This window comes from Thioclava sp. F28-4 (assembly GCF_002020045.1).
GTDB classification, from domain to species: domain Bacteria; phylum Pseudomonadota; class Alphaproteobacteria; order Rhodobacterales; family Rhodobacteraceae; genus Thioclava; species Thioclava sediminum.
The window spans coordinates 664,046-685,679 of sequence record NZ_MPZQ01000001.1; the positions used below are offsets into that span (position 1 = coordinate 664,046).

25 protein-coding genes and 1 riboswitch are annotated in these 21,634 nt (G+C 65.0%); of the genes, 17 read left to right on the top strand and 8 right to left on the bottom strand.

Translation table 11 applies throughout. From position 1 onward, the window contains the following. Positions 1–54: 54 nt before the first annotated feature. From hisB to BMI87_RS02960, 3 genes are read left to right on the top strand one after another with little or no spacing between them, the layout of a single operon-like run. Positions 55–642: an imidazoleglycerol-phosphate dehydratase HisB gene (gene hisB / locus BMI87_RS02950; RefSeq protein ID WP_078519659.1), complete on the top strand. Its 588-nt coding sequence runs from the start codon at positions 55–57 to the stop codon at positions 640–642. Beyond that, complete coding sequence (gene hisH, locus BMI87_RS02955; protein WP_078519660.1) at positions 642–1,280, top strand: imidazole glycerol phosphate synthase subunit HisH; 639 nt, start codon at positions 642–644, stop codon at positions 1,278–1,280. The genes hisB and hisH overlap by 1 nt, the downstream gene beginning before the upstream one ends. After that, on the top strand, positions 1,280–1,945 hold the full coding sequence (locus BMI87_RS02960) for an ATP-binding protein (RefSeq protein ID WP_078519661.1): 666 nt from the start codon (positions 1,280–1,282) through the stop codon (positions 1,943–1,945). Before hisH ends, BMI87_RS02960 begins: the two co-directional genes overlap by 1 nt. Positions 1,946–1,997: 52 nt before the next feature. On the opposite strand, the gene BMI87_RS02965 is transcribed toward BMI87_RS02960, so the two are convergent. After that, positions 1,998–2,384 (bottom strand): DUF2147 domain-containing protein, encoded by a 387-nt coding sequence (locus BMI87_RS02965; RefSeq protein ID WP_078519662.1) that lies wholly within the window; start codon positions 2,382–2,384, stop codon positions 1,998–2,000. Positions 2,385–2,529: 145 nt separating this feature from the next. Between BMI87_RS02965 and hisA the strand changes: the two genes are divergently transcribed. Both hisA and BMI87_RS02975 read left to right on the top strand, forming a co-directional pair. Continuing rightward, entirely contained in the window at positions 2,530–3,249 is a 720-nt protein-coding gene (hisA, locus tag BMI87_RS02970; RefSeq protein ID WP_075776131.1) for a 1-(5-phosphoribosyl)-5-[(5-phosphoribosylamino)methylideneamino]imidazole-4-carboxamide isomerase, read from the top strand. 102 nt (positions 3,250–3,351) lie between these two features. Continuing rightward, complete coding sequence (locus BMI87_RS02975; RefSeq protein WP_078519663.1) at positions 3,352–3,819, top strand: hypothetical protein; 468 nt, start codon at positions 3,352–3,354, stop codon at positions 3,817–3,819. A gap of 60 nt (positions 3,820–3,879) precedes the next feature. Here the strand turns inward: BMI87_RS02975 and BMI87_RS02980 are convergent, their stop codons facing one another. After that, positions 3,880–4,467 carry a TetR/AcrR family transcriptional regulator gene (locus tag BMI87_RS02980; RefSeq protein WP_078519664.1) on the bottom strand — a complete coding sequence of 196 codons (588 nt, stop codon included), beginning with the start codon at positions 4,465–4,467 and terminating at the stop codon, positions 3,880–3,882. 114 nt (positions 4,468–4,581) lie between these two features. Between BMI87_RS02980 and BMI87_RS02985 the strand changes: the two genes are divergently transcribed. The 4 genes from BMI87_RS02985 (at position 4,582) to glpX (ending at position 7,660) form a co-directional block, all read left to right on the top strand. Then, positions 4,582–4,785: a hypothetical protein gene (locus BMI87_RS02985; protein WP_078519665.1), complete on the top strand. Its 204-nt coding sequence runs from the start codon at positions 4,582–4,584 to the stop codon at positions 4,783–4,785. A 100-nt stretch (positions 4,786–4,885) separates the two neighbouring features. Next, the gene (locus tag BMI87_RS02990) at positions 4,886–6,187 is read left to right on the top strand and encodes a homoserine dehydrogenase (protein WP_078519666.1); all 1,302 of its coding nucleotides are present in this window, start codon (positions 4,886–4,888) and stop codon (positions 6,185–6,187) included. Positions 6,188–6,191: 4 nt separating this feature from the next. Beyond that, positions 6,192–6,593, top strand: coding sequence for a VOC family protein (locus BMI87_RS02995; RefSeq protein WP_210402448.1), 402 nt, complete (start codon positions 6,192–6,194; stop codon positions 6,591–6,593). 101 nt (positions 6,594–6,694) lie between these two features. Beyond that, complete coding sequence (gene glpX, locus BMI87_RS03000) at positions 6,695–7,660, top strand: class II fructose-bisphosphatase (RefSeq protein WP_078519667.1); 966 nt, start codon at positions 6,695–6,697, stop codon at positions 7,658–7,660. An 82-nt stretch (positions 7,661–7,742) separates the two neighbouring features. Here the strand turns inward: glpX and gcvP are convergent, their stop codons facing one another. The 4 genes from gcvP to gltX all read right to left on the bottom strand — a co-directional run bounded on the left by gcvP (position 7,743) and on the right by gltX (position 13,816). After that, positions 7,743–10,583, bottom strand: coding sequence for an aminomethyl-transferring glycine dehydrogenase (gene gcvP / locus BMI87_RS03005; protein WP_078519668.1), 2,841 nt, complete (start codon positions 10,581–10,583; stop codon positions 7,743–7,745). Between the two features lie 5 nt (positions 10,584–10,588). Then, positions 10,589–10,948, bottom strand: coding sequence for a glycine cleavage system protein GcvH (gcvH, locus tag BMI87_RS03010; protein WP_078519669.1), 360 nt, complete (start codon positions 10,946–10,948; stop codon positions 10,589–10,591). Between the two features lie 22 nt (positions 10,949–10,970). Continuing rightward, positions 10,971–12,074, bottom strand: a complete 1,104-nt coding sequence (gene gcvT, locus BMI87_RS03015; protein ID WP_078520023.1) for a glycine cleavage system aminomethyltransferase GcvT — start codon at positions 12,072–12,074, stop codon at positions 10,971–10,973. Between the two features lie 156 nt (positions 12,075–12,230). Then, positions 12,231–12,321: riboswitch (glycine riboswitch) on the bottom strand. Between the two features lie 166 nt (positions 12,322–12,487). Then, the gene (gene gltX, locus BMI87_RS03020) at positions 12,488–13,816 is read right to left on the bottom strand and encodes a glutamate--tRNA ligase (protein WP_078519670.1); all 1,329 of its coding nucleotides are present in this window, start codon (positions 13,814–13,816) and stop codon (positions 12,488–12,490) included. Between the two features lie 97 nt (positions 13,817–13,913). On the opposite strand from gltX, the gene BMI87_RS03025 reads away from it, so the two are divergent. Both BMI87_RS03025 and BMI87_RS03030 read left to right on the top strand, forming a co-directional pair. Then, positions 13,914–14,330 (top strand): metallopeptidase family protein, encoded by a 417-nt coding sequence (locus BMI87_RS03025; protein ID WP_078520024.1) that lies wholly within the window; start codon positions 13,914–13,916, stop codon positions 14,328–14,330. Positions 14,331–14,427: 97 nt separating this feature from the next. Further along, the gene (locus tag BMI87_RS03030; RefSeq protein WP_078519671.1) at positions 14,428–15,360 is read left to right on the top strand and encodes an MBL fold metallo-hydrolase; all 933 of its coding nucleotides are present in this window, start codon (positions 14,428–14,430) and stop codon (positions 15,358–15,360) included. A 133-nt stretch (positions 15,361–15,493) separates the two neighbouring features. On the opposite strand, the gene BMI87_RS03035 is transcribed toward BMI87_RS03030, so the two are convergent. Together BMI87_RS03035 and BMI87_RS03040 are read right to left on the bottom strand one after the other, a co-directional pair. Beyond that, on the bottom strand, positions 15,494–16,492 hold the full coding sequence (locus BMI87_RS03035; protein ID WP_078519672.1) for a hypothetical protein: 999 nt from the start codon (positions 16,490–16,492) through the stop codon (positions 15,494–15,496). Positions 16,493–16,511: 19 nt separating this feature from the next. Further along, positions 16,512–16,721, bottom strand: a complete 210-nt coding sequence (locus tag BMI87_RS03040) for a hypothetical protein (RefSeq protein WP_078519673.1) — start codon at positions 16,719–16,721, stop codon at positions 16,512–16,514. A 116-nt stretch (positions 16,722–16,837) separates the two neighbouring features. Between BMI87_RS03040 and BMI87_RS03045 the strand changes: the two genes are divergently transcribed. The 6 genes from BMI87_RS03045 to BMI87_RS03070 all read left to right on the top strand — a co-directional run bounded on the left by BMI87_RS03045 (position 16,838) and on the right by BMI87_RS03070 (position 21,605). Further along, positions 16,838–17,785 (top strand): 1-phosphofructokinase family hexose kinase, encoded by a 948-nt coding sequence (locus BMI87_RS03045; protein WP_078519674.1) that lies wholly within the window; start codon positions 16,838–16,840, stop codon positions 17,783–17,785. 62 nt (positions 17,786–17,847) lie between these two features. After that, on the top strand, positions 17,848–18,609 hold the full coding sequence (hisF, locus tag BMI87_RS03050; RefSeq protein ID WP_078519675.1) for an imidazole glycerol phosphate synthase subunit HisF: 762 nt from the start codon (positions 17,848–17,850) through the stop codon (positions 18,607–18,609). Then, positions 18,606–18,917 (top strand): phosphoribosyl-ATP diphosphatase, encoded by a 312-nt coding sequence (locus BMI87_RS03055; RefSeq protein ID WP_078519676.1) that lies wholly within the window; start codon positions 18,606–18,608, stop codon positions 18,915–18,917. Before hisF ends, BMI87_RS03055 begins: the two co-directional genes overlap by 4 nt. Positions 18,918–19,099: 182 nt before the next feature. Then, on the top strand, positions 19,100–20,131 hold the full coding sequence (locus BMI87_RS03060; RefSeq protein WP_078519677.1) for an NADP-dependent oxidoreductase: 1,032 nt from the start codon (positions 19,100–19,102) through the stop codon (positions 20,129–20,131). 72 nt (positions 20,132–20,203) lie between these two features. Continuing rightward, positions 20,204–20,647 carry a TerB family tellurite resistance protein gene (locus tag BMI87_RS03065; protein ID WP_078519678.1) on the top strand — a complete coding sequence of 148 codons (444 nt, stop codon included), beginning with the start codon at positions 20,204–20,206 and terminating at the stop codon, positions 20,645–20,647. 163 nt (positions 20,648–20,810) lie between these two features. Further along, a complete protein-coding gene (locus BMI87_RS03070; protein ID WP_078519679.1) occupies positions 20,811–21,605 on the top strand; it encodes an ABC transporter ATP-binding protein in 795 nt (264 codons plus the stop codon). The last annotated feature ends 29 nt before the right edge of the window (positions 21,606–21,634 follow it).

A 21,634-nucleotide genomic window follows, 5' to 3' on the forward strand; every position in this document is an offset into this window, starting at 1 on the left:
TGAGCGCGCCCCCTGCCCCGGCCTATAAGGCGGTGAGTTTCAAGGAGGCGCCCCATGCGCAAAGCCACGATCAGCCGCAAGACCGCCGAGACCGAGATCAGCGTCGAGATCGATCTCGACGGGACCGGTCAATTCGATAACAAGACGGGCGTGGGCTTCTTCGACCACATGCTCGACCAGCTCGCACGGCATTCGCTGATCGACATGACCGTGCGCGCGAAGGGCGATCTGCATATCGACGATCACCACACGGTCGAGGATACCGGGATCGCGTTGGGTCAGGCGCTGGTGCAGGCGCTCGGCGACAAGCGCGGCATCCGCCGCTATGGCCATTTCGCACTGGCGATGGACGACACGCAGGTGCAATGCGCGCTCGATCTGTCGGCGCGCCCCTTCTTCGTGTGGAATTGCGACATGCCCACCGACAAGATCGGCACGTTCGACACCGAACTGGTGCGCGAGTTCTTCCAGGCGCTCGCCACCCATGGCGGGATCACGCTGCATATCGACCGCGTGCATGGCTTCAACAGCCACCACATTGCTGAGGCCGCGTTCAAATCGGTCGCCCGCGCGCTGCGCATGGCGGTCGAGACCGATCCGCGCATGGGCGGCGTGCTGCCTTCGACCAAAGGGGCGCTTTGATGCTCACGGCACTGGTCGATTACGATTCGGGCAACCTGCACTCGGCCGAGAAGGCGTTTCAGCGCATGGCGAACGAGACCGGTCACGGCACGATCGTCGTGACTTCGGAGCCCGACGTCGTCGCGCGCGCCGACCGGATCGTGCTGCCGGGCGACGGGGCGTTTCCGTCCTGCAGCGCGGCGCTCTATCGCTTCGAGGGGCTGGCGCAGGCAATCGAGGAGGCGGTGATCGTGAAAGGCCGCCCCTTCCTCGGGATCTGCATCGGCATGCAGATGCTGGCGACGCGCGGGCTCGAGTTCCGCGAGACCGAGGGTTTCGGCTGGATCCCCGGCGAGGTGGTGAAGATCGAACCTGCCGATCCGTCGATGAAGGTCCCGCATATGGGCTGGAACGATCTGGTGATCGACAACGATCACGCCGTGCTCGACGGGATTTCGACCGGCGATCACGCCTATTTCGTGCATAGTTACCACTTCAAGGTGGCCGAGCCGCAGCACCGTCTGGCCTATGCCGAATATGGCGCCGAGATCACCGCGATCGTGGGGCGCGACAATATCGTGGGCACGCAGTTCCACCCCGAGAAATCTCAAGCCACCGGTCTGCGACTGATCGCGAACTTCCTCGGCTGGAAGCCCTGATGGCGCCCAAGGCGGTTCTGTCGTGGTCCTCGGGCAAGGATTGCGCGATGGCGCTCCATGCTTGCCGCACGGAAGGTCACGCGGATGTCGTGGCGCTGCTGTCCACGACCAACGAGGCTTTCGACCGGGTGGCGATGCATGGGACGCGCAATGAGCTGCTGCGCCGTCAGGCGAAGGCCGTGGGCCTGCCGCTGATCGAGGTGCCGCTGCCCTGGCCCTGCTCGAACGAGGATTACGAGGCTCGGATAGCCTCTGCCATGGATCAGGTGAAGGCGCTTGGCGTCGAGACGATGGTCTTCGGCGATCTCTTCCTCGAAGACGTGCGCGATTACCGGATCGAGAAGCTGAAGCCGCTGGGCGTCGAGGCGATCTTCCCGCTCTGGCAGCGCCCCACGGATCAGCTGGCGCGCGAGATGATCGAAGCGGGGTTCGTCACGCATCTGGTGACGGTGGACCCGAGCAAGCTCGACCCCAGCTTCGCGGGGCGGCGTTTCGATGAAAGCCTGCTGGCCGATCTGCCCGAAGGCGTCGATCCCTGCGGCGAGAATGGCGAGTTTCACACCGCCGTCAGCGCGGGCCCGATCTTCGACGCGCCGATCCCGGTGCGTGTGGGCGAAACGGTGATGCGCGACGGCTTCGCCTATGCCGATCTGATCCCGGAGTAAGTCCGGCGAGAAATCCCGGCCCACCGCGTCCTCGCAGGGGCCGGGGAATACATCATTTCACGCGCTGCCAGTCCTGCGACTTGCAGAACAGACCGCCCGCCACGCAACCAGCCAGCGCCATCGCGTTGCCGTTCACGGTGACCTTGCCGAGGTAGATCTTGTTGTTGGACGGACGCCAGACCTTGCCCTGGTATTTGTTGTTGCCCTTCGGCTCCATCCCGATCACGAGCTGCTTGCCGAGGTTTTCCGACTTGTACTCGCTGCCGCCCTTGAAGGTCCGCACAATGGTGCCGCAGAACTTCGACCCGCAGGGTGCGATGTCCACATAGGCATAGGCGCCGTCATCGGGCTGCGTCTTCCAGGTGCCCTCGATCGGGTCGGCAAGCGCCGCGCCTGCGCCCAGTGCCAGGGTCGCTGCGGCGATCATCAAAGTCTTCATGGCAAATCTCCTCCCTTTTGCCTGCTGGCCGCATCAGGCCATGCAGAAGCGATTCCCGGCAAGACTGACGTGACGTCCGCGTCAGGCTTGGAAAATCCGCGAACCCGTGGCAAGAGGCATCGCGACAGTTCAGGAGTGCCCACAGATGATCCTCTACCCCGCAATCGACCTCAAGGATGGCCAATGCGTGCGTCTGCTGCATGGCGAGATGGACAAGGCCACGGTCTTCGGCGACGACCCGGCGGCGCAGGCGGCCAAATTCGAGGCGGCGGGTTGCGAATGGGTGCATCTGGTGGACCTCAATGGTGCCTTCGCGGGGGAGCCGGTGAACGCCGCCGCCGTCGAGGCGATCCTGTCGCGCATCAAGGTGCCCGCGCAACTGGGCGGCGGCATCCGCGACATGGCGACGATCGAGCGTTGGCTGGATAAAGGGCTGGCGCGGGTGATCCTCGGCACCGTCGCGGTCGAGAACCCCGATCTTGTGCGCGAGGCGGCGAAAGCCTTCCCCGGTCAAGTGGCCGTCGGGATCGACGCGCGCAACGGCAAAGTCGCGACCAAGGGCTGGGCGGAAGAGACCGATGTGATGGTCACCGATCTGGCGAAGTCCTTCGAGGACGCGGGCGTCGCCGCGATCATCTACACCGATATCATGCGCGACGGCGCGATGGGCGGGCCGAATATTGCTGCTACCGAGGCACTGGCCCGCGCGGTCGAAATCCCGGTCATCGCGAGCGGTGGCGTGTCGTCCCTGCCCGACCTGATCGCCCTGCGCGACACGGGCGTGATCGCGGGCGCGATCTCGGGGCGGGCGATCTATGACGGCGCGCTCGATCTGACCGAGGCGCTGGCAGCTCTGCGCGCCTGACACAGCGCTGAGGAAATCCACCGAAAGTGACACAAATCATTGCGTCATGTGGATTTCCGCGTGAGGGTTAACCCAGCGTTAACACCAAGTGTGGAGGGTGCCATGAAACGCATGATGACGATTGCCGCGGTGACCGCTTGCCTCGCAAGCGCGGCCATGGCGAATGATACCAAAGGCTTTGTGGGTCTGAACTGGACCTTCGGCCCGGGCGCGAGCGGCCTTGAAGGGGTGTTCGGCGCGATGAATTACGACCTCGATCCGGATGGCGACATCAACGGGGCGAAGCTGTCATTGCATCTCGGTATCGGTCCGGGGCCGGTGCAAGGCAAAATCAAGCTGACCGGCGTCGCCGGACAGGACAATGCCATGGCGGAACTGGGCATGGGCTACGGCAGCCGCGGCTGGTTCGGCACGGGCGGGCTGATGGGCGAGCATTGGACCGTCGGCGGCGATCTCTTCTTCCAAGGCGGCTGGGAAGGCTTCGGCGGCATTCACAGCCTGCAATTCGACCGACCGGACGCGCCAGCAGCGGCGCCGACAGACGGTCAGAATGATAATACAGCGAACTGAGGCACTTCGGGCGAAATATTACATATCGAAGGGGCGGCTCAAGCCGCCCTTTTCCTTGGCTCAGGCACCCACCGATTTGCGCACCATGTCCCAATAGATATCGGCGACGGTGGCGCGGCTCAGACGCCCGCCTTCGCGGAACCATGTATTCACGCCGGTCAGCATCGCGATGATCGCCATCGTCGCGAGCTTGGTGTCGGGGATCAGGAAGACGCCTTCGTCCTGCCCAGCTTTCAGGATCGCTTCCAGCTCGGTCTCGTAGGTCTTGCGCAGCCCCTCGATCACCGCGAAATTCTCCGCGCTCAGGTTGCGCAGCTCCATATAGCTGAGGAACACCGCCTCCGCCCGCTCGAGGTTGAAGCGGATGTGGAAGCGCACGAAACGCTCCAGCCGTGCATGGGCATCGCCGCCGCCGGGCTCGGCGTGCCACGCGGCGATCAGCTCGTCCATGTGGGTCTTGAGCAGGTCGAACAGCAGCGCCTCTTTGTCGGGCGTATAGAGGTAGAGCGCCCCCGCCTGCACCCCCACCGCGCCTGCGATCTGGCGCATCGAGACAGCGGCAAAGCCGTGCCGCGCAAAGAGCCTTTGCGCCTCGGCGCGGATCTTCGGGCCGGTAATCTCGGAATGGGAGCCAGTCTTGCGTGCCATGATACCGACGCTAACTGAACGGGCGTTCATTATCAAACCCGATTTGCGGCGCAATCGGCACTGGCAATGGGGCCGCGCGCGCAATAGTTTGCCCCTGTCCCGAGAGGAGAGACCATGCGCGCCCCTGCCCTGATCGCCCTGTTTGCCTTGCTGGCTTCGCTCGCCGCCTGCTCGAAGCAGTCGACGGAGGGCTATCCGACGCTGCTGCCGATGGACGAGATCCTGACCGATCAGCCGCTCACGCCCGATCCGGCCCCCGAACTGGAGGCGCGCGCCGATGCGTTGCGCACCCGCGCAGACGCGATGCGCAGCCAATAAAATCTCGCCATAGAGCGGTTGAAGCCGCACGCCGCGTTGCCCTGCCTGCGCTTTCCCGCTAACAGGGCGCAAACCACCAAGTTTCGCTCATGAGGTCCCTATGTCCGCCGTCTCAGATACCGCACCCTTGCGTCTTGGCATCGCGGGTCTCGGCACCGTGGGCATCGGTGTGGTGAAGATCGTGCAACGCCATGCCGATCTGCTGGCGGCCCGCGCGGGTCGCCCGGTCGAAATCACCGCCGTCTCGGCCCGCGACCGCACCAAGAACCGCGATGCGGACCTGTCGAGCTATGCGTGGGAAGACGATGCGGTGACGCTCGCCCAGCGCGACGACATCGACGTCTTCGTCGAACTGATGGGCGGCCATGAAGGCCCCGCGAAGGACGCGACCGAAGCCGCGCTGAAAGCGGGCAAGGACGTGGTGACCGCGAACAAGGCGTTGCTTGCACATCACGGTCAGGCGCTGGCGGAACTCGCTGAAAGCCTCGGCCGCACGATCCGCTATGAGGCCGCCGTCGCGGGCGGCATCCCGGTCATCAAGACGCTGACCGAAGGGCTTGCGGGCAACGGCATCCGCCGCGTGATGGGCGTGATGAACGGCACCTGCAACTACATCCTGACGCGGATGGAAGATGCGGGCCTGCCCTATGACACGGTCTTCGAAGAGGCGCGCGCACTTGGCTATCTCGAGGCCGATCCGAACCTCGACGTGGGCGGGATCGACGCGGGCCACAAACTCGCCATCCTTGCCTCCATCGCCTTCGGCACGCAGGTCGCTTTCGAAGATGTGACGCTAGAAGGGATCGGGCGCATCTCGATCGACGATATCCGCCGCGCGGGCGATATGGGCTACAAGATCAAGCTTCTGGGCGTCGCGCAGATGACCGGCCGCGGGCTGGAGCAGCGGATGACGCCCTGTCTCGTGCCCGCCACCTCGCCGCTGGGTCAGCTGACCGGCGGAACCAACATGACCGTGCTGGAAGGCGACTCGGTCGGCCAGATCGTGCTGCGTGGCGCAGGCGCGGGCGAAGGCCCGACCGCGAGCGCCGTGATGGGCGACGTGATGGACCTCGCACGCGGGTTGCGGCTGCCGGTCTTCGGCCAGCCCGCCGACAAGCTCGAGGCCCCTACCCCGGCCGTCACCGCGATCCCTGCGCCCTATTACCTGCGCCTGCAACTGTCGGACAAACCCGGCGCGCTGGCGAAGGTCGCGACCGTTCTGGGCGAGGCGGGCGTCTCGATCAGCCGGATGCGCCAATACGGCCATGCCGACACCTCGGCCCCGGTGCTGATCGTCACTCACAAGACGACCCGCGACGCGATCGACGCCGCGATCGACGCCCTGCCCGCGACCCGCGTAGTCGAGGGCGAGCCGATCGCGATCCGCATCGAAGAGGTCTGAGCGGATGGGGATGCTGAGCCATGTCTCGCTGGGCATCTCCGATCTCGACCGGGCGCTGACATTCTACGCCCCGCTGATGGAGCGGCTCGGTCTGGCGCTGCGCTTTTCCGAGCCCGCAAAACAGTGGGCAGGCTGGACCGCCGAGGATAGCAGCCGCCCGATCTTCTTTATCACCCGCCCCTTCAACGGCGACGCCCCCGCCCCCGGCAACGGTCCGATGGTCGGGTTCGATGCGCCCGACCGTGCGACGGTCGATGCGGTGCACGCCCTCGCGCTGGAACTGGGCGGCACCGATGAGGGTCCGCCGGGGCTGCGCCCGCACTATCACGCGGATTATTACGGCGCCTATTTTCGCGACCCGGATGGCAACAAGCTCTGCATTGCGTGCCATTTTTCACCGCAATAGCGGCTGGCCCCTCCTGTTAGCGTTCACGGGGTTGCCCTTCGCGGCCCCACAGGCTTTACCTATGCCCGGCCCACAACGCCTAGGCAGACAGGAAGACCCAAATGACCCCTCCGAGTGATTTCAACGACCGCATGCTTTCGCTGGGCCTCGCCCGCGTGTCGGAAGCGGCTGCTCATGCCTCCGCCGACCTGATCGGTCGCGGTGACGAGAAAGCTGCCGACCAGGCCGCGGTGAACGCGATGCGCGATCAGCTCAACAAGCTGGAAATCCGCGGCACCGTGGTCATCGGGGAAGGCGAGCGCGACGAGGCGCCGATGCTGTATATCGGCGAGGAAGTCGGCCAGGGCGTCGGCCCCGAGGTGGACATCGCGCTCGACCCGCTGGAAGGCACCACGCTGACTGCGAAGGACATGCCCAACGCACTGACCGTGATCGCGATGGCGCCGCGCGGCACGATGCTGCACGCGCCCGACGTCTACATGGACAAGCTGGCCATCGGCCCGGGCTACGAGAAAGACGTGGTCTCGCTCGACATGACCCCGACCGAGCGCGTTCAGGCGCTGGCCAAGGCGCAAGGCGTCGAGACCAAGGACATCGCGGTCTGCATCCTCGACCGTCCGCGCCATGAGGACATGATCGCCGAGGTCCGCGAGACCGGTGCGAAAATCCGTCTGATCACCGATGGCGACGTGGCGGGCGTCATTCACTGCGCCGAGCCGGATTTCACCGGCATCGACATGTATATGGGCTCGGGCGGCGCGCCTGAGGGTGTGCTGGCGGCCTCGGCGCTGAAATGCATGGGCGGTCAGATGTGGGGCAAGCTGCTGTTCCGCAACGACGACGAGCGTGGCCGTGCGAAGAAGGCCGGGATCACCGATCTCGACAAGGTCTATACCCGCGACGAGATGGTGCGTTCGGACGTGATCTTCGCCGCGACCGGTGTGACCAACGGGTCCATCGTGAAGGGCGTGAAGCGCGAGCCGACCTATATCGAATCCGAGACGATGCTGATGCGCTCGAAAACCGGCTCGCTGCGCCGCGTGATCTACCGCAACCCGGTGAAGTAACCGGCGCGTCTGGATATTTTTATCGAGAAGAAGAGAAAGGCCGGAGCGCGATGCTCCGGCCTTTCTTGATTCTGGCTGGCGGTTACTCTGCCGCGTCGGCGTAGCTCTCGACCGGCGGACAGGTGCAGATCAGGTTGCGGTCGCCGAAGACGTTGTCGACCCGGCCCACGGGCGGCCAGTATTTGTCGACGCGGAAGGCGCCTGCCGGGAAACAGCCCTGTTCGCGGGTATATTTCCGGTCCCAATCGGCCACGAGGTCTTCCACCGTATGCGGCGCATGGCGCAGCGGGCTGTCCTCGGGGGTAATCTCGCCCGCCTCGATATCGCGGATTTCATCACGGATCGAAAGCATCGCGGTGATGAAGCGATCGATCTCGGCCTTAGTCTCGGATTCGGTGGGCTCCACCATCAGCGTGCCGGCGACCGGCCAGCTCATCGTGGGCGCGTGGAAACCGTTATCCATCAGGCGCTTGGCAATGTCGTCCACCGTCACGCCCACCTCCGCGAAGGGCCGCGTGTCGATGATGCATTCATGCGCGACACGTCCACGATTGCCCATGAAGAGGATCGGGTAGCCCTCTTTCAGCTTCGCGGCGATGTAGTTCGCAGCGAGGATCGCGACGCGGGTCGCCTGCGTCAGGCCCGGCCCGCCCATCATCAGGATATAGGCCCAGGAGATCAGCAGGATCGAGGCCGAGCCATAGGGCGCGGCACTCACCGGCCCCTCGTCTCCGCCCGTCTCCGGGTGGCCCGGAAGGAAGGGCGCAAGGTGCGACTTCACCCCGATCGGCCCCATGCCGGGACCGCCGCCGCCATGCGGGATCGCGAAAGTCTTGTGCAGGTTGAGATGACTCACATCCGAGCCGATCTCGCCCGGTTTCACGAGTCCCACCAGCGCGTTGAGGTTGGCACCATCGAGATAGACCTGACCGCCATATTCGTGGGTGATGTCGCAGATGCGCTTCACCGTCTCCTCGAACACGCCATGGGTCGAGGGATAGGTGATCATGCAGGCCGCGAGCTTGTCGCCCGCTTCTGCCGCCTTGGCCTCGAAATCCTCCAGATCCACATCGCCATTGGGCGCGGAATTCACGACCACGACCTTCATCCCCGCCATATGCGCCGAGGCCGGGTTCGTGCCATGCGCCGACATCGGGATCAGGCAGACATCGCGCTGATCGTCGCCATTGGCGCGGTGATAAGCGGCGATTGTCAGAAGCCCCGCATATTCCCCCTGCGCGCCTGAATTGGGCTGCATCGAGAACGCGTCATAGCCGGTGATCTCGCAAAGCTTCGCGGTCAGATCGTCGATCATCTCCGCATAGCCCTGCGCCTGATCGAGCGGCACGAACGGGTGCAGCGAGCCGAATTCCGGCCAGGTCAGCGGCATCATCTCGGCGGCTGCGTTGAGCTTCATCGTGCAGGACCCGAGCGGAATCATCGCGCGGTCGAGCGCCAGATCACGATCCGAGAGGCGACGCATGTAGCGCATCATCTCGGATTCGGCGCGGTTCATGTGGAAGACCGGATGGGTGAGGTAATCGCTCTCGCGCAGCAGCGCATCCGGCACCGCCGGTTGCGTGGCCTCGGGCGCCGCTTCGGTGATCCCGAAGGCGTCGAGCACCTTCGCCACCACGCCCGGATCGCTGGTCTCGTCGAGCGAAATCCCGACCCGGTCGCGGCCCACTTTGCGCAGGTTGATCCCGCGATGGCGCGCAGCAGCGAGGATGCCCTGCTGGCCCACGCCCACCTCGACGGTGATCGTGTCGTAGAAATTCGCAGGCTCGACCAAGGCGCCTGCCGCTTTCAACGCATCGGCCAGTTGCACGGCCAGCAGATGCACGCGTTCGGAGATTGCGCGCAGTCCGACGGGGCCGTGGAAGACGGCGTAGAAGCTCGCCATGACGGCCAGAAGCGCCTGCGCGGTGCAGACGTTCGAGGTCGCCTTCTCGCGGCGGATATGCTGCTCACGGGTTTGCAGGCTCAGGCGATACGCGCGGTTGCCGTGGCTGTCGATCGACACACCGACGATCCGGCCCGGCATCGCGCGCTTCATCTTGTCGGTGGAGGACATGAAGGCCGCATGCGGGCCGCCATAGCCCATCGGCACGCCGAAGCGTTGCGCCGAGCCCACCGCGATATCCGCGCCCATCGCGCCCGGCTCCTTGAGCAGGCACAGCGCCAGAAGATCGGTCGCGACCACGGCCACGGCTTTCGCGGCATGGAGCGCCTCGCATTCGGCGGTGAAGTCGCGGACATGGCCATAGGTGCCCGGATATTGGAAGATCGCGCCGAAGACCTTCTCGGCCTCCAGCGTCTCGGGCGCGCCCACGATCACCTCGATCCCGAGCGGCTCGGCGCGGGTCTGGATCACGCCGATGGTCTGCGGGTGGCAGTTTTCGTCCACGAAGAAGGCACTGGCCTTCGATTTCGACACGCGCTGCGCCATCGCCATGGCTTCCGCCGCCGCCGTCGCCTCATCGAGCAACGAAGCATTGGCGACCGGCAGCCCGGTCAGGTCCGACACCATCGTCTGGAAGTTCAGAAGCGCCTCAAGACGCCCCTGCGCGATCTCGGGTTGATAGGGCGTGTAGGCCGTGTACCAGGCCGGGTTCTCGAGGATATTGCGCTGGATCGCGGGCGGCGTGACGGTGCCGTAATAGCCCTGCCCGATCAGGCTGGTCATCACGCGGTTCTTCTTCGCGACGCCTTCCATCTTCTGCAGGAGGCCGTATTCGGTCAGCGGCGCCCAGCCCAGCGGCTCGGCCTGACGGATGCTTTTCGGCACCGTCTCGGCGATCAGCGCGTCGAGGTCCGGCGCCCCCACGGCTTTGAGCATCTCCTCCATCTCGGCCGGTGAGGGCCCGATATGGCGGCGATTGGCGAAATCGTAACTGTCGTAAGTCGTGGGGGTGAAGGTCATGGATATTACCCGATGAAGTCTTTGTAAGCGGCCTCGTCCATGAAGCCGTCGAGCGCGGAGGCGTCGGTGAGTTTCATCTTGAAGAACCACGCCTTGCCCAGCGGGTCTTCGTTCACGAGGCCCGGATTGTCTGCCAGATCCTCGTTGATCTCGACGATCTCGCCACCCAGCGGCGCGAGGATGTCGGAGGCGGCCTTGACCGACTCGATCACGCAGATCTCGTCGCCCTTTTCGACCGTGTCGCCCACATCGGGCAGTTCGACGAAGACGACATCGCCAAGTTGCTCGGAGGCGTGTCCGGTGATGCCGACGATCACAACATCGCCTTCAGTTTTGAGCCATTCGTGGTCTTCGGTGAATTTCATGTAACGTCTCCCGATTGGTTGTTCAGCGTTTGTAAGTGGCAGGGCGGAAAGGCATCGGCACGACCTTGGCGGGCAGACGCTTGCCGCGCACCTCGCCATAGACGGTGGTGCCTTCCTCGGTGCCCGCGGGCAGATAGGCCATCGCCATCGGCGCCTCGATCGAAGGACCGAAGCCGCCCGAGGTCACGCGGCCGATCGGATCGCCGCCCTCGGGTCCGGCGAAAATCTCGACGCCCTCGCGCATCGGCGCGCGGCCCTCGGGGCGCAGGCCCATGCGCAGGCGGCTCGGGCCGTTTTCCAATTCGCTCAGGATGCGATCCGCGCCGGGGAAGCCGCCTTCGCGCTCCCCACCCTTGCGGCGCACCTTCTGGATCGCCCAGGCGATGTTGCCCTCGACCGGGGTCGTGGTCGTGTCGATATCGTGGCCGTAGAGGCAAAGCCCCGCTTCGAGCCGCAGGCTGTCGCGCGCGCCCAGACCGATCGGCTCCACCGCCTCATCGGCGAGCAGTTTGCGGGCAAATTCCACCGCGCGGTCCGCGGGCACGGAAATCTCGTAGCCGTCTTCACCGGTATAGCCCGAGCGCGAAATCCAAAGCTCCGCGCCGTTCCAGTGATAGACGCCCACGTCCATGAAGCGCATCTTGGCGGTGCCGGGCACCAGAGCCTCGAGCACACCCTCCGCGGCAGGCCCTTGCAGCGCCAAGAGCGCGCGGTCGGTGAGTTCCTCGACCGATTCCAGATGCGCCCGCATATGGGCGATGTCGTTTTCCTTGCAGGCCGCGTTCACCACGACGAAGAGATGATCGCCACGGTTCGCCACCATCAGGTCATCGAGAATGCAGCCATTCTCATCTGTGAACATCGCATAGCGCTGGCGGCCCTCTTTCAGGCCCATCAGGCTGACCGGCACCAGCGCCTCGAACGCCTCGGCAGCGCCTTCGCCCGGCACGATCACCTGCCCCATGTGGCTGACATCGAACAGCCCCGCCATGGCGCGCGTGTGCAGGTGCTCTTTCATCACGCCCAGCGGGTATTGCACAGGCATCTCGTAGCCCGCGAAAGGCACCATCTTGGCACCCAGTTCCACATGCAGATCGTATAGCGGTGTGCGTTTCAACTCGCTCATCGCGGCCTCCCCTTCAGCCGGATGATCCGGCATCGATTCATGAGCCTTCCGGCTCGCCCGATGCCCCCTCTGTCCGTGCCTGCGATGCAGACGCCTGAGATCGTTATCCCTTCGGCGGATGCCGCGATTGCGCGCCGCATCACTCTCCAGAGTCCTTCGTCGGGCACGGTCCTTTTGCCTGAGAGTTTACCGGGGCGGTTGCTCCTTCGGCACCGAGGTTTCCCCCGGATTCTCCCGTATCCGACCCTTCCCGATTACCTGAGCCCGCGCGCGACTGACAAGCCCCAATCGCCAAAAGCGCCGCTTTACCGCCGAAAACGACCTCACGAGGTCGCGAACTGCCCAAACAAAAAGCGCGAGGGAGTCACCCCTCGCGCCTCTCGAATTGGTTGTCCGATCCTGCGGCGGAGCCGTCAGCCGCGCGCCGGAACCTTGTGCAGAAGCGGCATCAGTTCGCCCATATCGGGCCCGTGCGCCATGCCGGTCACGGCCTTGCGCAGCGGCATGAACAGCCCCTTGCCCTTGCGCCCGGTCGCCTCTTTCACCTCCGAGGTCCAGTCCTTCCACGTGGTGTCGGAATAGGGCGGCGCGGGCAGCATCGTCATGGCCTGCGCGATGAAGTCGCGATCTTCCTCGTCGATCACCGGCTCCGCGCCGTTCAGACACAGATCGGCCCAGCCCTTCAGATCGTCGAGCTTGTCGATATTCTGCGAAGCGACCTTCCAGAAGCGCTCGCGCTGATCCTCGGGGATGCCGAGTTCGGCAATGCGATCCGCCACGGCCGAGAACGGCAGGTGCTGGTTGCGCGCACGGGTCAGCGGGATCAGGTCCGCCGGGTCGAATTTCGTCGGCGCCGAGCCGAAATGGTTCAGATCGAACCCGTCGGCCAGTTCGTCGATCGACATCTTCAGCTCGATCGGCTGGCTCGAGCCCAGACGCGCCATCATCGACAAAAGCGCCTCGGGGGCGATGCCTTCGGCGCGCAGATCGCGGATCGAGAGCGCGCCAAGGCGCTTCGACAGTTCCTCGCCCTGCGGGCCGGTCAGCAGCGAATGGTGCGCGAAGCTAGGCACCTTGCCGCCGATCGCCTCGATGATCTGGATCTGCGTCGCGGTGTTGGTGACGTGGTCGCCGCCGCGCACGATATGGGTGATGCCCATATCCGCGTCATCGACCGGCGAGGCGAAGGTGTAAAGCACCTGCCCCGAGGCCTTGATCAGCACCGGATCGGACACGCTCGCCGCGTCGATCGACAGATCGCCGAGGATGCCGTCTTTCCACTCGATCCGCTCAAGCTCGAGCTTGAAGCGCCAGTAACCTTCCTTGCCTTCCGCGCGCATCGCGTCTTTTTCGGCATCCGACAGATGCATCGATGCGCGGTCATAGACCGGCGGTTTGCCCATGTTGAGCTGCTTCTTGCGCTTGAGGTCCAGCTCGGTCGGGCTCTCGAAACATTCATAAAGCTTACCGTCGGCCTTCAGCTTCTCGGCCACCTCGGCATAGCGGTCCAGACGCAGCGACTGGCGTTCCTCGCGATCCCATTCGATGCCGAGCCATTCGAGGTCCTGCTTCAGCGCGTCGATATATTCCTGCTTCGAACGCTCCTGATCGGTATCGTCTAGGCGCAGGATGAATTGACCGCCGGTCTTGCGGGCGATCAGGTAGTTCATCAGCGCGGTGCGCAGGTTGCCGACATGGATATAGCCGGTGGGCGACGGGGCAAAACGGGTAACGGTGGTCATCTTGGCAAACTCCTGTTGGCGCCTGCTCTTTCACAAGGCGGCCCGTTTGTCCATATGAGGGGCCATGCGGCGCGTGCAGAGCGGCTTGGAGGGGGCGATGAGCGAGGGTTACGACTGGGCGGAGGTCATGGCGCCGGGCATCGAGGAGATCGAGGCGCTGGCCGAGGCCGCACGCGCGGCGCTTCCGCCGGAATTCGCCCGCGCGGCGCAGGGCGTCGCGATCCGGGTGGAAGACTTCGCCTCCGAGGCGATGCTCGCCGATCTCGGCATCGAGGACCCTTTCGAGCTGACCGGGCTCTATGACGGTATCCCGCTCACCGAGAAATCTGTGATGGACCCCGGCGGTCATCCGGATGTGATCTGGCTCTTCCGTCGGCCGATCCTCGACGAGTGGGTCTCGCGCGGCAACGAGCCCCTCGGGTCCCTCGTCACCCATATTTTCGTGCATGAACTGGCGCATCACCTCGGGTGGTCCGACGCGGATATTTCGTCGATCGATCGCTGGTGGGAGTGAACCGAAGCGGCTCACGCAACGTTCACGACTTCGTGGAAGCGGCGCGATGCGCTAGACTTCGACCTGCGAAGATCAACCATCGAGAGGGAGAGACCCGATGACCAGGACCTTCATGACCCGCCGTACTGCCCTGAAAACCGCCGCTTTCCTGCCCGCCGCCCCCGCGCTTCTGACCGGGACCGGCGCCGCCGCGCAAAGCTCGAACGAAGCCCCGCCCGCGATCCCGCGCTATCGCCGGATGCAGATGGGCGACCTGACGATCACCACGCTGCTCGCCGGATCGCGCGAGCTGGAAAACCCGCAGACGATTTTCGGCATGAATGCCAGCCCCGAGGATTTCGCGGCCGTCTCGGAAGCCGCCTATATCCCCGCCGACAAGTCGTTGAATTTCTTCACGCCGACGCTGATCGAGACCGGATCGGAGAAGATCCTCTTCGACACCGGCCTGTCGCCGGAGGGGATCACCTCAGCACTTTCCGCCGCCGGACACGCGCCCGAGGACATCACCCATGTCGTGATCACCCATATGCATGGCGACCATATCGGCGGGCTGATGGGCGATGGCGGCGAGACCTTCGCCAATGCCGCCTATATTACCGGCCAGAAAGAATTCGACCATTGGTCGAATGCGGGCAACGACACGTTCGAAGCCAAGGTCCGTCCGCTGGCCGAGAAGATGAGCTATCTCAAGGGCGGCGATTCGGTCGTCTCCGGCATCTCGGCGGTCGAGGCGTTCGGCCACACGCCTGGTCATATGGCCTTTATGGTGGAGTCGGGTGGCAAGGGGCTGATGCTCGCCGCCGATACGTCCAACCACTATGTCTGGTCGCTTCAGCGTCCCGATTGGGAAGTGAAATACGACATGGACAAGGAGATGGCCGCGAAGACCCGCAAGGAGCTTCTCGGCCGTGTCGCCGCCGACAAGCTGGCCTTCATCGGCTACCATATGCCCTTCCCCGGCGTCGGCCATCTCGAGGCGCTGGACACCGGCTTCCACTTCCATCCCATCACCTATCAGCTCAACGTTTGATCCGTGATGCGTGCGGGCCAAGCCTGCGCCGAGATATTTCAAGCGCGCGCCCGACCGGCGCGCGTTTTTCTTATGTCACCCTGCTCTGAGAGGGGCACGCCTGTAAGGGCCGCGACTGGCTGCGCCCCACCCGTCAGGCGGCGGCATCGCCCTCATGCAACTTCATGCGCACGAGGGTCTGGTTGAGCAGGATATAGGCGATCTCGCCGAACGTGACGGGGCCGGTGAAGCCGCCGGTGCGCTGTCCTTCCAGCTCGCCGTAGAGATAGTTCAGAATACAGTTGCACGAATATTCGTTGGCGCCTTTGCCCCCCGCGCCTTCAGCGAAAGCCTGCGCGTAGGAGCCCAGCGCCTGCGCCAGACGGTATTCGACCCCTTCGACAACGGGGGCGTAGAATTTCACCTTGCCTGCTTCGGCATCGACCTCCTGGATCGAGACATTGACGAGCGTGCCTGCGTAATTTGCGACCAGCGGCAGGCGCGTGTCGATCTCGTGCTCGGCGATGTAGCGGGCGAGATTGACCTCTCGCCCCTCGACCGTCGCCACCTCGGCTTCGAACCCCGCCTTAGGGAAGGTGAAGGTCAGCGCCTCGGCCTCGCCTTGGGCGAAGATGTTGAGGATGTCGAGATCGGCCGCGACGCCATCGGGCAGCTCGACATGCAGCAGCACCGCCCCTTCGTCATGCGCCACCCCCGTCGCGCCGTCGAACACCTTCGGCGCGCGTTTGCCCAGCTCGTCGAGATGTACCCCGGTGATCCAGCCCGCAAGCGGCTGATCGAAGAGACCGGGATAGCCCTGCCCTTCCACCGCAAAGTCGGAATGCGCCACCGAGAAGGCGGGGATCATGATCATGGTGAAGCCATTTTCGGCGTAGCCTTCGGAGATCTTCGGCAGATCGCCCACCTCGAGCCAACGCGGCACCGCGCCCGTCGTCCGCTCGAACCGGGTGCAGAACAGCTTGTCGCGCACCACCGCCCCGCCCTCTTCGGTGACGAAATAAACGGTGGTGCCGCCGATCCATTTGCCGCGCGGGAGCTGCGCCAGAAGCGCCTCGTCCCCCGCCACGACCATGACGTCGCCCGCCTCGATCCGCGCGGCGGCCTCGGCCACGCCCAACATCTCATTTTTCATACCGGATCCCCTCTCGAGCCTAGAACGCCGCGACATCGCCGGCGGCAAAAGCATTTTTCGTCACGAACTCACGCAGCTCCGCGATCTTGTCGCCAAGCGAGGCCGGGCGCGCGGCCACCTCGCGACGCAAGCGCGCAATCAAGATCTTCGTCGCCAGCGACGCGGCACTCAAATCGCTCTGACTCGTCAAAACCCTCTTCCATCGCGGATCATCGGCACCCGGAACCATCCTCACACTCCTTTGAAACAGCACGGGTGAGGTCATAGCGCACCATCCCTTAACACTGCGTTGACAGGCGCGCGCTCCGCGCCGCAAAGTCGGGCTCTGGGCCAAAAGGAGACGCGATGACCTCGATCCTCACGATCACGCTCAACCCGACGGTCGATCTGTCGATCGAGACCCCCGAGGTCGCCCCCGAGCGCAAGCTGCGCTGCACGCGGCCGCTCACGGATCCGGGCGGCGGCGGCCTGAATGTCAGCCGCGCGATCGCCGCTCTGGGGGGCAATTCCACAGCTTTCGTGGCTCTTGGCGGGACCACCGGCGACCGGGTGATGCGGCTTCTGGCCGAGGCCGGGATCGCCGTCTTCCCCTTCCCCGCGCCGGGCGAGACGCGGATGAGCCTGACCGCCACGGATCAAAGCACGGGCGCGCAATATCGCTTCGTGATGCCGGGACCGGACTGGGGCGCGCGCGATGTCGCGAAGGCGCTCAGCCGGATCGCGCGGGCCGCGCCCGAAGGTGGGATCGTGGTGCTGTCCGGCTCGCAACCGCCCGGCGTGCCCGAGGATTTCCCCGCGCGTCTGGCGACGAAGATGGCGCGGACCAAGGCGCGGCTCTTCCTCGACACCTCCGGCGAGGCGCTGCACCAGCTGATGGAAAGCGAGGCGCAACCCGCCGATGTGCTGCGGATGGACGAGCTGGAGGCCGAGGGGCTGGCGGGTCGCAAACTGCCCGAACGCCGGGATAGCGCCGATTTCGCCCAAGGCCTCGTGCAGCGCGGGCTGGCCCATGCGGTGATCGTCGCGCGCGGCGCGGACGGCAATGTGCTGGCCACCAAGGACGCGCGCTGGTTCGCTGTGGCGCCGAAGGTCGACGTCGTGTCGAAAGTGGGCGCGGGCGACAGTTTCGTGGGGGCCTTCACGCTGGCGCTTTCCCGCGGCAAGACCTTCCGCGAGGCGTTACAGCACGGCGCCGCGGGCGCAGCGGCCGCCGTGACGACACCTGCGACCGATCTGTGTTCCGCCGCGATGGTGCGCCGTCTTCTGCCGCATTGCCCGGTCGAGCCGGTCTGAGCACTCTGCCCCTTTGCCTCGCGGCACCTGCGCGTTATGAAAGCGCCAAAGGAGCGCCGCCCATGCTGAAGACCCGCATCATTCCCTGTCTCGACGTCGCCGATGGCCGCGTCGTGAAAGGCGTCAATTTCGTGAACCTGATCGACGCGGGCGACCCGGTCGAAGCCGCCAAGGCCTATGACGCGGCCGGCGCCGACGAGCTTTGCTTCCTCGACATCCACGCGACGCATGAGAACCGTGGCACGATGTTCGATCTGGTGACCCGCACCGCCGAGCAATGTTTCATGCCGCTCACCGTGGGCGGCGGTGTGCGCACCCATGAGGACGTGCGCGCGTTGCTGCTGGCAGGGGCCGACAAGGTCTCGTTCAACTCGGCGGCTGTGGCCGATCCGAACGTCATCACCGAGGCTGCCGACCGCTTCGGCAGCCAGTGCATCGTCTGCGCGATCGACGCGAAGACCGTGGAGCCGGGCCGCTGGGAGATCTTTACCCATGGCGGGCGCAAATCCACCGGTATCGACGCGGTGGAATTCGCGCGCACCGTGACCGCGAAGGGTGCGGGGGAAATCCTGCTGACCTCGATGGATCGCGACGGCACCCGCGCGGGCTTCAATCTGGAGCTGACGAAGGCGATCTCGGACGCGGTCGACGTGCCGGTGATTGCCTCCGGCGGCGTCGGCAATCTCGATCATCTGGTGGAAGGCGTGACCAAGGGCGGGGCTTCGGCCGTTCTCGCCGCCTCGATCTTCCACTTCGGCGAATACACGATCCGCGAGGCCAAGGAATACATGGCCGCCGCGGGCATTCCGATGAGGCTGCAATGAGCATTCTGGACCAACTCGCCGCGACCATCGAGAGCCGCAAGGGCGCCGATCCCGACACGTCGTGGACCGCGAAGCTGCTGGCCAAGGGCCCGGAGAAATGCGCCGAGAAATTCGGTGAGGAAGCGGTGGAAGCGATCATCGCCGCGGCGAAAAACGACCGCGAGAACCTGACCTATGAGGCGGCGGATGTGCTCTATCACCTCTTGGTGATGCTGGCGGCGCGCGACGTGAAGCTGGCCGATGTGCTGGCCGAACTGGAGCGCCGCGAAGGGACGTCCGGCATCGCCGAGAAAGCGGCCCGCAGTTAAGGGGCGCTGCCCCTCTGCCTTACGGCATTCACCCCGGGATATTTTCCAAGAGCGAAGGGGCGGCCCGTGCCTGCCTTCGCTCTTGCCGAAATATCCTGGGGGTGAGGGCCGCGCCCGAGGGGGCAGCGCCCCTTTCCCCGCGCGGACCGCGTGCTAGCTGGCCTCTCAAACAGGAGGCTTTCATGGCACAGACCACCAATACCAACCGCAAGATTATCCTCGCCGAACGCCCGAAAGGCGCGCCGAACGAGAACACGCTGAAGCTCGAGACCGAGGCCGTGCCGCAACCCGGCAAGGGCGAGATGCTGCTGCGCACCGTCTATCTGTCGCTCGACCCCTATATGCGCGGGCGGATGTCGGATGCGAAATCCTACGCGACCCCGGTCGAGATCGGCGGCGTGATGACCGGTCAGGTCGTGGCCGAGGTCATGGAGAGCGATGTCGACGGGTTCTCGAAGGGTGATTACGTGCTCTCGCCCTCGGGCTGGCAGGACTTCTTCGTCTCGGATGGCACGCAAGTGCTCAATCTCGGGCCGGAGCCGGAGAACCCGAGCTGGGCCTTGGGTATTCTGGGGATGCCGGGCTACACGGCCTATGCGGGCCTGCTGAAGATCGGCGAGCCGAAACCGGGCGAGACGGTGGTGGTTGCGGCCGCCTCCGGGCCAGTCGGCGCGACGGTCGGCCAGATCGCCAAGATCAAGGGCTGCCGCGTCGTCGGGGTCGCGGGCGGGGCCGAGAAATGCGCCCATGTCACCGACACGCTCGGGTTTGACGCCTGCATCGACCACCGCGCCGCGGATTTCGCCGAGCAACTGGCCGCGGCCTGCACCGACGGGATCGACGTCTATTTCGAAAATGTCGGCGGCAAGGTGCTCTACGGCGTGCTGCCGCTTCTCAACCCCTTCGCGCGGATGCCGGTCTGCGGCATGGTCGCGTGGTATAACCTGCAAGGCCTGCCCGAGGGGCCCGATCACGGCCCGCAGATCCTCTCGACGATCCTGCGCATGAAGGTGAAGGTGCAGGGCTTCATCATCTTCGACAGCTTCCCGATCGAGCTTTATCAGGAATTCTCCGAGGCGATGACCGGCTGGCTGAAAGAGGGCAAGGTTCAGTACAAGGAGCAGGTGGTGGAAGGCCTCGAGGCCGCGCCGCAGGGGCTCTACGACCTGCTGGAGGGCCGCAATTTCGGCAAGATGGTCGTGAAAGTCGGCTAAAAGCGAGGCACGCGCGCAGGGCTTTCGCATCCGTGACTTGCCCTGCGCCGCGCATCGCTTATCTCTATCCCTATGTTTGGACGCCTTTTCGATATGCTCAACGATCCCGCCCCCGATCCGATGGAGGGGGAAGATCGCGAATTGGCGCTGGCGGCACTTCTGGTGCGGCTCGCGCGGTCGGATGAAAACTATACCGAAGAGGAGAAAATCCGGATCGACCGGGTTCTCGCGCAGCGCAACGGTCTCTCGGGCTTCGAGGCGACCGAGATGCGCAAGCGCGCCGAAGAGGTCGAGGCGGGCGCGCCCGACACGGTCCGCTTCACGCGCGCGCTGAAAGACAAGGTCGCCTATGAGGACCGCACCGGCGTGATCGAGGCGCTGTGGGACGTGGCGCTGGCAGATGGCGTGCGCGATGCCCATGAGGATGCGTTGATCCGGCTCGCGGCGAAGCTTCTGGGCGTTAACGACGTCGATTCGGCGGTGGCGCGGCAACGCGTCGAGGCCCGCCGCACCTGAATTCGACGGGCAAGGCAGCGCGGGGCGCGACCGCTCCGCGCCCATTTTTTCCTCAGATGCTCGTGATTTCGGCCCCTTCCCCATCGTCAACCGGGCAGACGCAGTTGCATTCACCGGTCAAATCGCGCCAGATTGCGCGGATGGACAAAGAGAAGCTGCCTGCGTGACCCGAAACGAGCCTGCGCCCAAAGACGCGCCCGTCATCGAAATCCGTGACCTTTACAAGAGCTACGGCTCGCTTGAGGTGCTCAAGGGCGTCTCGATCACCGCGCCGCGCGGCCATGTGGTGTCGTTGATCGGCTCCTCCGGCTCGGGCAAATCGACCCTCTTGCGATGCTGCAACCTTCTTGAAGACAGCCAGAAGGGCGATGTGATCTTCGAGGGCGAGTCTGTGCATTGGCGTGGCGAGGGGCTCAATCGTCGCCCTGCCGACCGCGCGCAGGTCACCCGTTTCCGCACCAACCTGTCGATGGTGTTCCAGCAGTTCAATCTCTGGGCCCACATGACGATCCTGCAGAACGTGATGGAAGCGCCGGTGACGGTGCTGGGCCGCGACAAGGCAGAGGTCGAACCGCTGGCGCGCCAATTGCTCGACAAGGTCGGCATCGGCGACAAATGCGACGCCTGGCCCGCGCAGCTCTCGGGCGGCCAGCAGCAGCGCGCGGCGATCGCGCGGGCGCTGTGCATGGAGCCCAAGGCGCTTCTCTTCGACGAGCCCACCTCGGCGCTCGACCCGGAATTGCAGCAAGAGGTGGTGAAGGTCATCAAGGACCTCGCCGCCGAACACCGCACCATGATCCTCGTCACCCACGACATGCGGCTGGCGCGTGACGTCTCCGACCACGTCGTCTTCCTGCATCAGGGCAAGATCGAGGAAGAGGGCCCGCCAGAGGCTCTGTTCGGCGCGCCGAAATCGACGCGCCTGCAACAATTCCTGTCGGCCACCGCGCCGGCGTGAACCAACCCAAGAATTAACAACGGGGAACC

Coding starts and splice junctions, on each gene's coding strand:
- BMI87_RS02960 (WP_078519661.1), top strand. CDS start 1,280: ATGGCGCCCAAGGCGGTTCTGTCGTGGTCCTCGGGCAAGGATTGCGCG.
- BMI87_RS02975 (WP_078519663.1), top strand. CDS start 3,352: ATGAAACGCATGATGACGATTGCCGCGGTGACCGCTTGCCTCGCAAGC.
- BMI87_RS02980 (WP_078519664.1), bottom strand. CDS start 4,467: ATGGCACGCAAGACTGGCTCCCATTCCGAGATTACCGGCCCGAAGATC.
- gcvT (WP_078520023.1), bottom strand. CDS start 12,074: ATGAGCGAGTTGAAACGCACACCGCTATACGATCTGCATGTGGAACTG.
- hisF (WP_078519675.1), top strand. CDS start 17,848: ATGCTGAAGACCCGCATCATTCCCTGTCTCGACGTCGCCGATGGCCGC.
- BMI87_RS03030 (WP_078519671.1), top strand. CDS start 14,428: ATGACCAGGACCTTCATGACCCGCCGTACTGCCCTGAAAACCGCCGCT.
- glpX (WP_078519667.1), top strand. CDS start 6,695: ATGACCCCTCCGAGTGATTTCAACGACCGCATGCTTTCGCTGGGCCTC.
- BMI87_RS02990 (WP_078519666.1), top strand. CDS start 4,886: ATGTCCGCCGTCTCAGATACCGCACCCTTGCGTCTTGGCATCGCGGGT.
- BMI87_RS03065 (WP_078519678.1), top strand. CDS start 20,204: ATGTTTGGACGCCTTTTCGATATGCTCAACGATCCCGCCCCCGATCCG.
- BMI87_RS03025 (WP_078520024.1), top strand. CDS start 13,914: ATGAGCGAGGGTTACGACTGGGCGGAGGTCATGGCGCCGGGCATCGAG.
- BMI87_RS02985 (WP_078519665.1), top strand. CDS start 4,582: ATGCGCGCCCCTGCCCTGATCGCCCTGTTTGCCTTGCTGGCTTCGCTC.
- hisH (WP_078519660.1), top strand. CDS start 642: ATGCTCACGGCACTGGTCGATTACGATTCGGGCAACCTGCACTCGGCC.
- gcvH (WP_078519669.1), bottom strand. CDS start 10,948: ATGAAATTCACCGAAGACCACGAATGGCTCAAAACTGAAGGCGATGTT.
- BMI87_RS03060 (WP_078519677.1), top strand. CDS start 19,100: ATGGCACAGACCACCAATACCAACCGCAAGATTATCCTCGCCGAACGC.
- BMI87_RS03040 (WP_078519673.1), bottom strand. CDS start 16,721: ATGGTTCCGGGTGCCGATGATCCGCGATGGAAGAGGGTTTTGACGAGT.
- BMI87_RS03035 (WP_078519672.1), bottom strand. CDS start 16,492: ATGAAAAATGAGATGTTGGGCGTGGCCGAGGCCGCCGCGCGGATCGAG.
- hisB (WP_078519659.1), top strand. CDS start 55: ATGCGCAAAGCCACGATCAGCCGCAAGACCGCCGAGACCGAGATCAGC.
- BMI87_RS03045 (WP_078519674.1), top strand. CDS start 16,838: ATGACCTCGATCCTCACGATCACGCTCAACCCGACGGTCGATCTGTCG.
- BMI87_RS02965 (WP_078519662.1), bottom strand. CDS start 2,384: ATGAAGACTTTGATGATCGCCGCAGCGACCCTGGCACTGGGCGCAGGC.
- BMI87_RS03055 (WP_078519676.1), top strand. CDS start 18,606: ATGAGCATTCTGGACCAACTCGCCGCGACCATCGAGAGCCGCAAGGGC.
- gcvP (WP_078519668.1), bottom strand. CDS start 10,583: ATGACCTTCACCCCCACGACTTACGACAGTTACGATTTCGCCAATCGC.
- hisA (WP_075776131.1), top strand. CDS start 2,530: ATGATCCTCTACCCCGCAATCGACCTCAAGGATGGCCAATGCGTGCGT.
- BMI87_RS02995 (WP_210402448.1), top strand. CDS start 6,192: ATGGGGATGCTGAGCCATGTCTCGCTGGGCATCTCCGATCTCGACCGG.
- gltX (WP_078519670.1), bottom strand. CDS start 13,816: ATGACCACCGTTACCCGTTTTGCCCCGTCGCCCACCGGCTATATCCAT.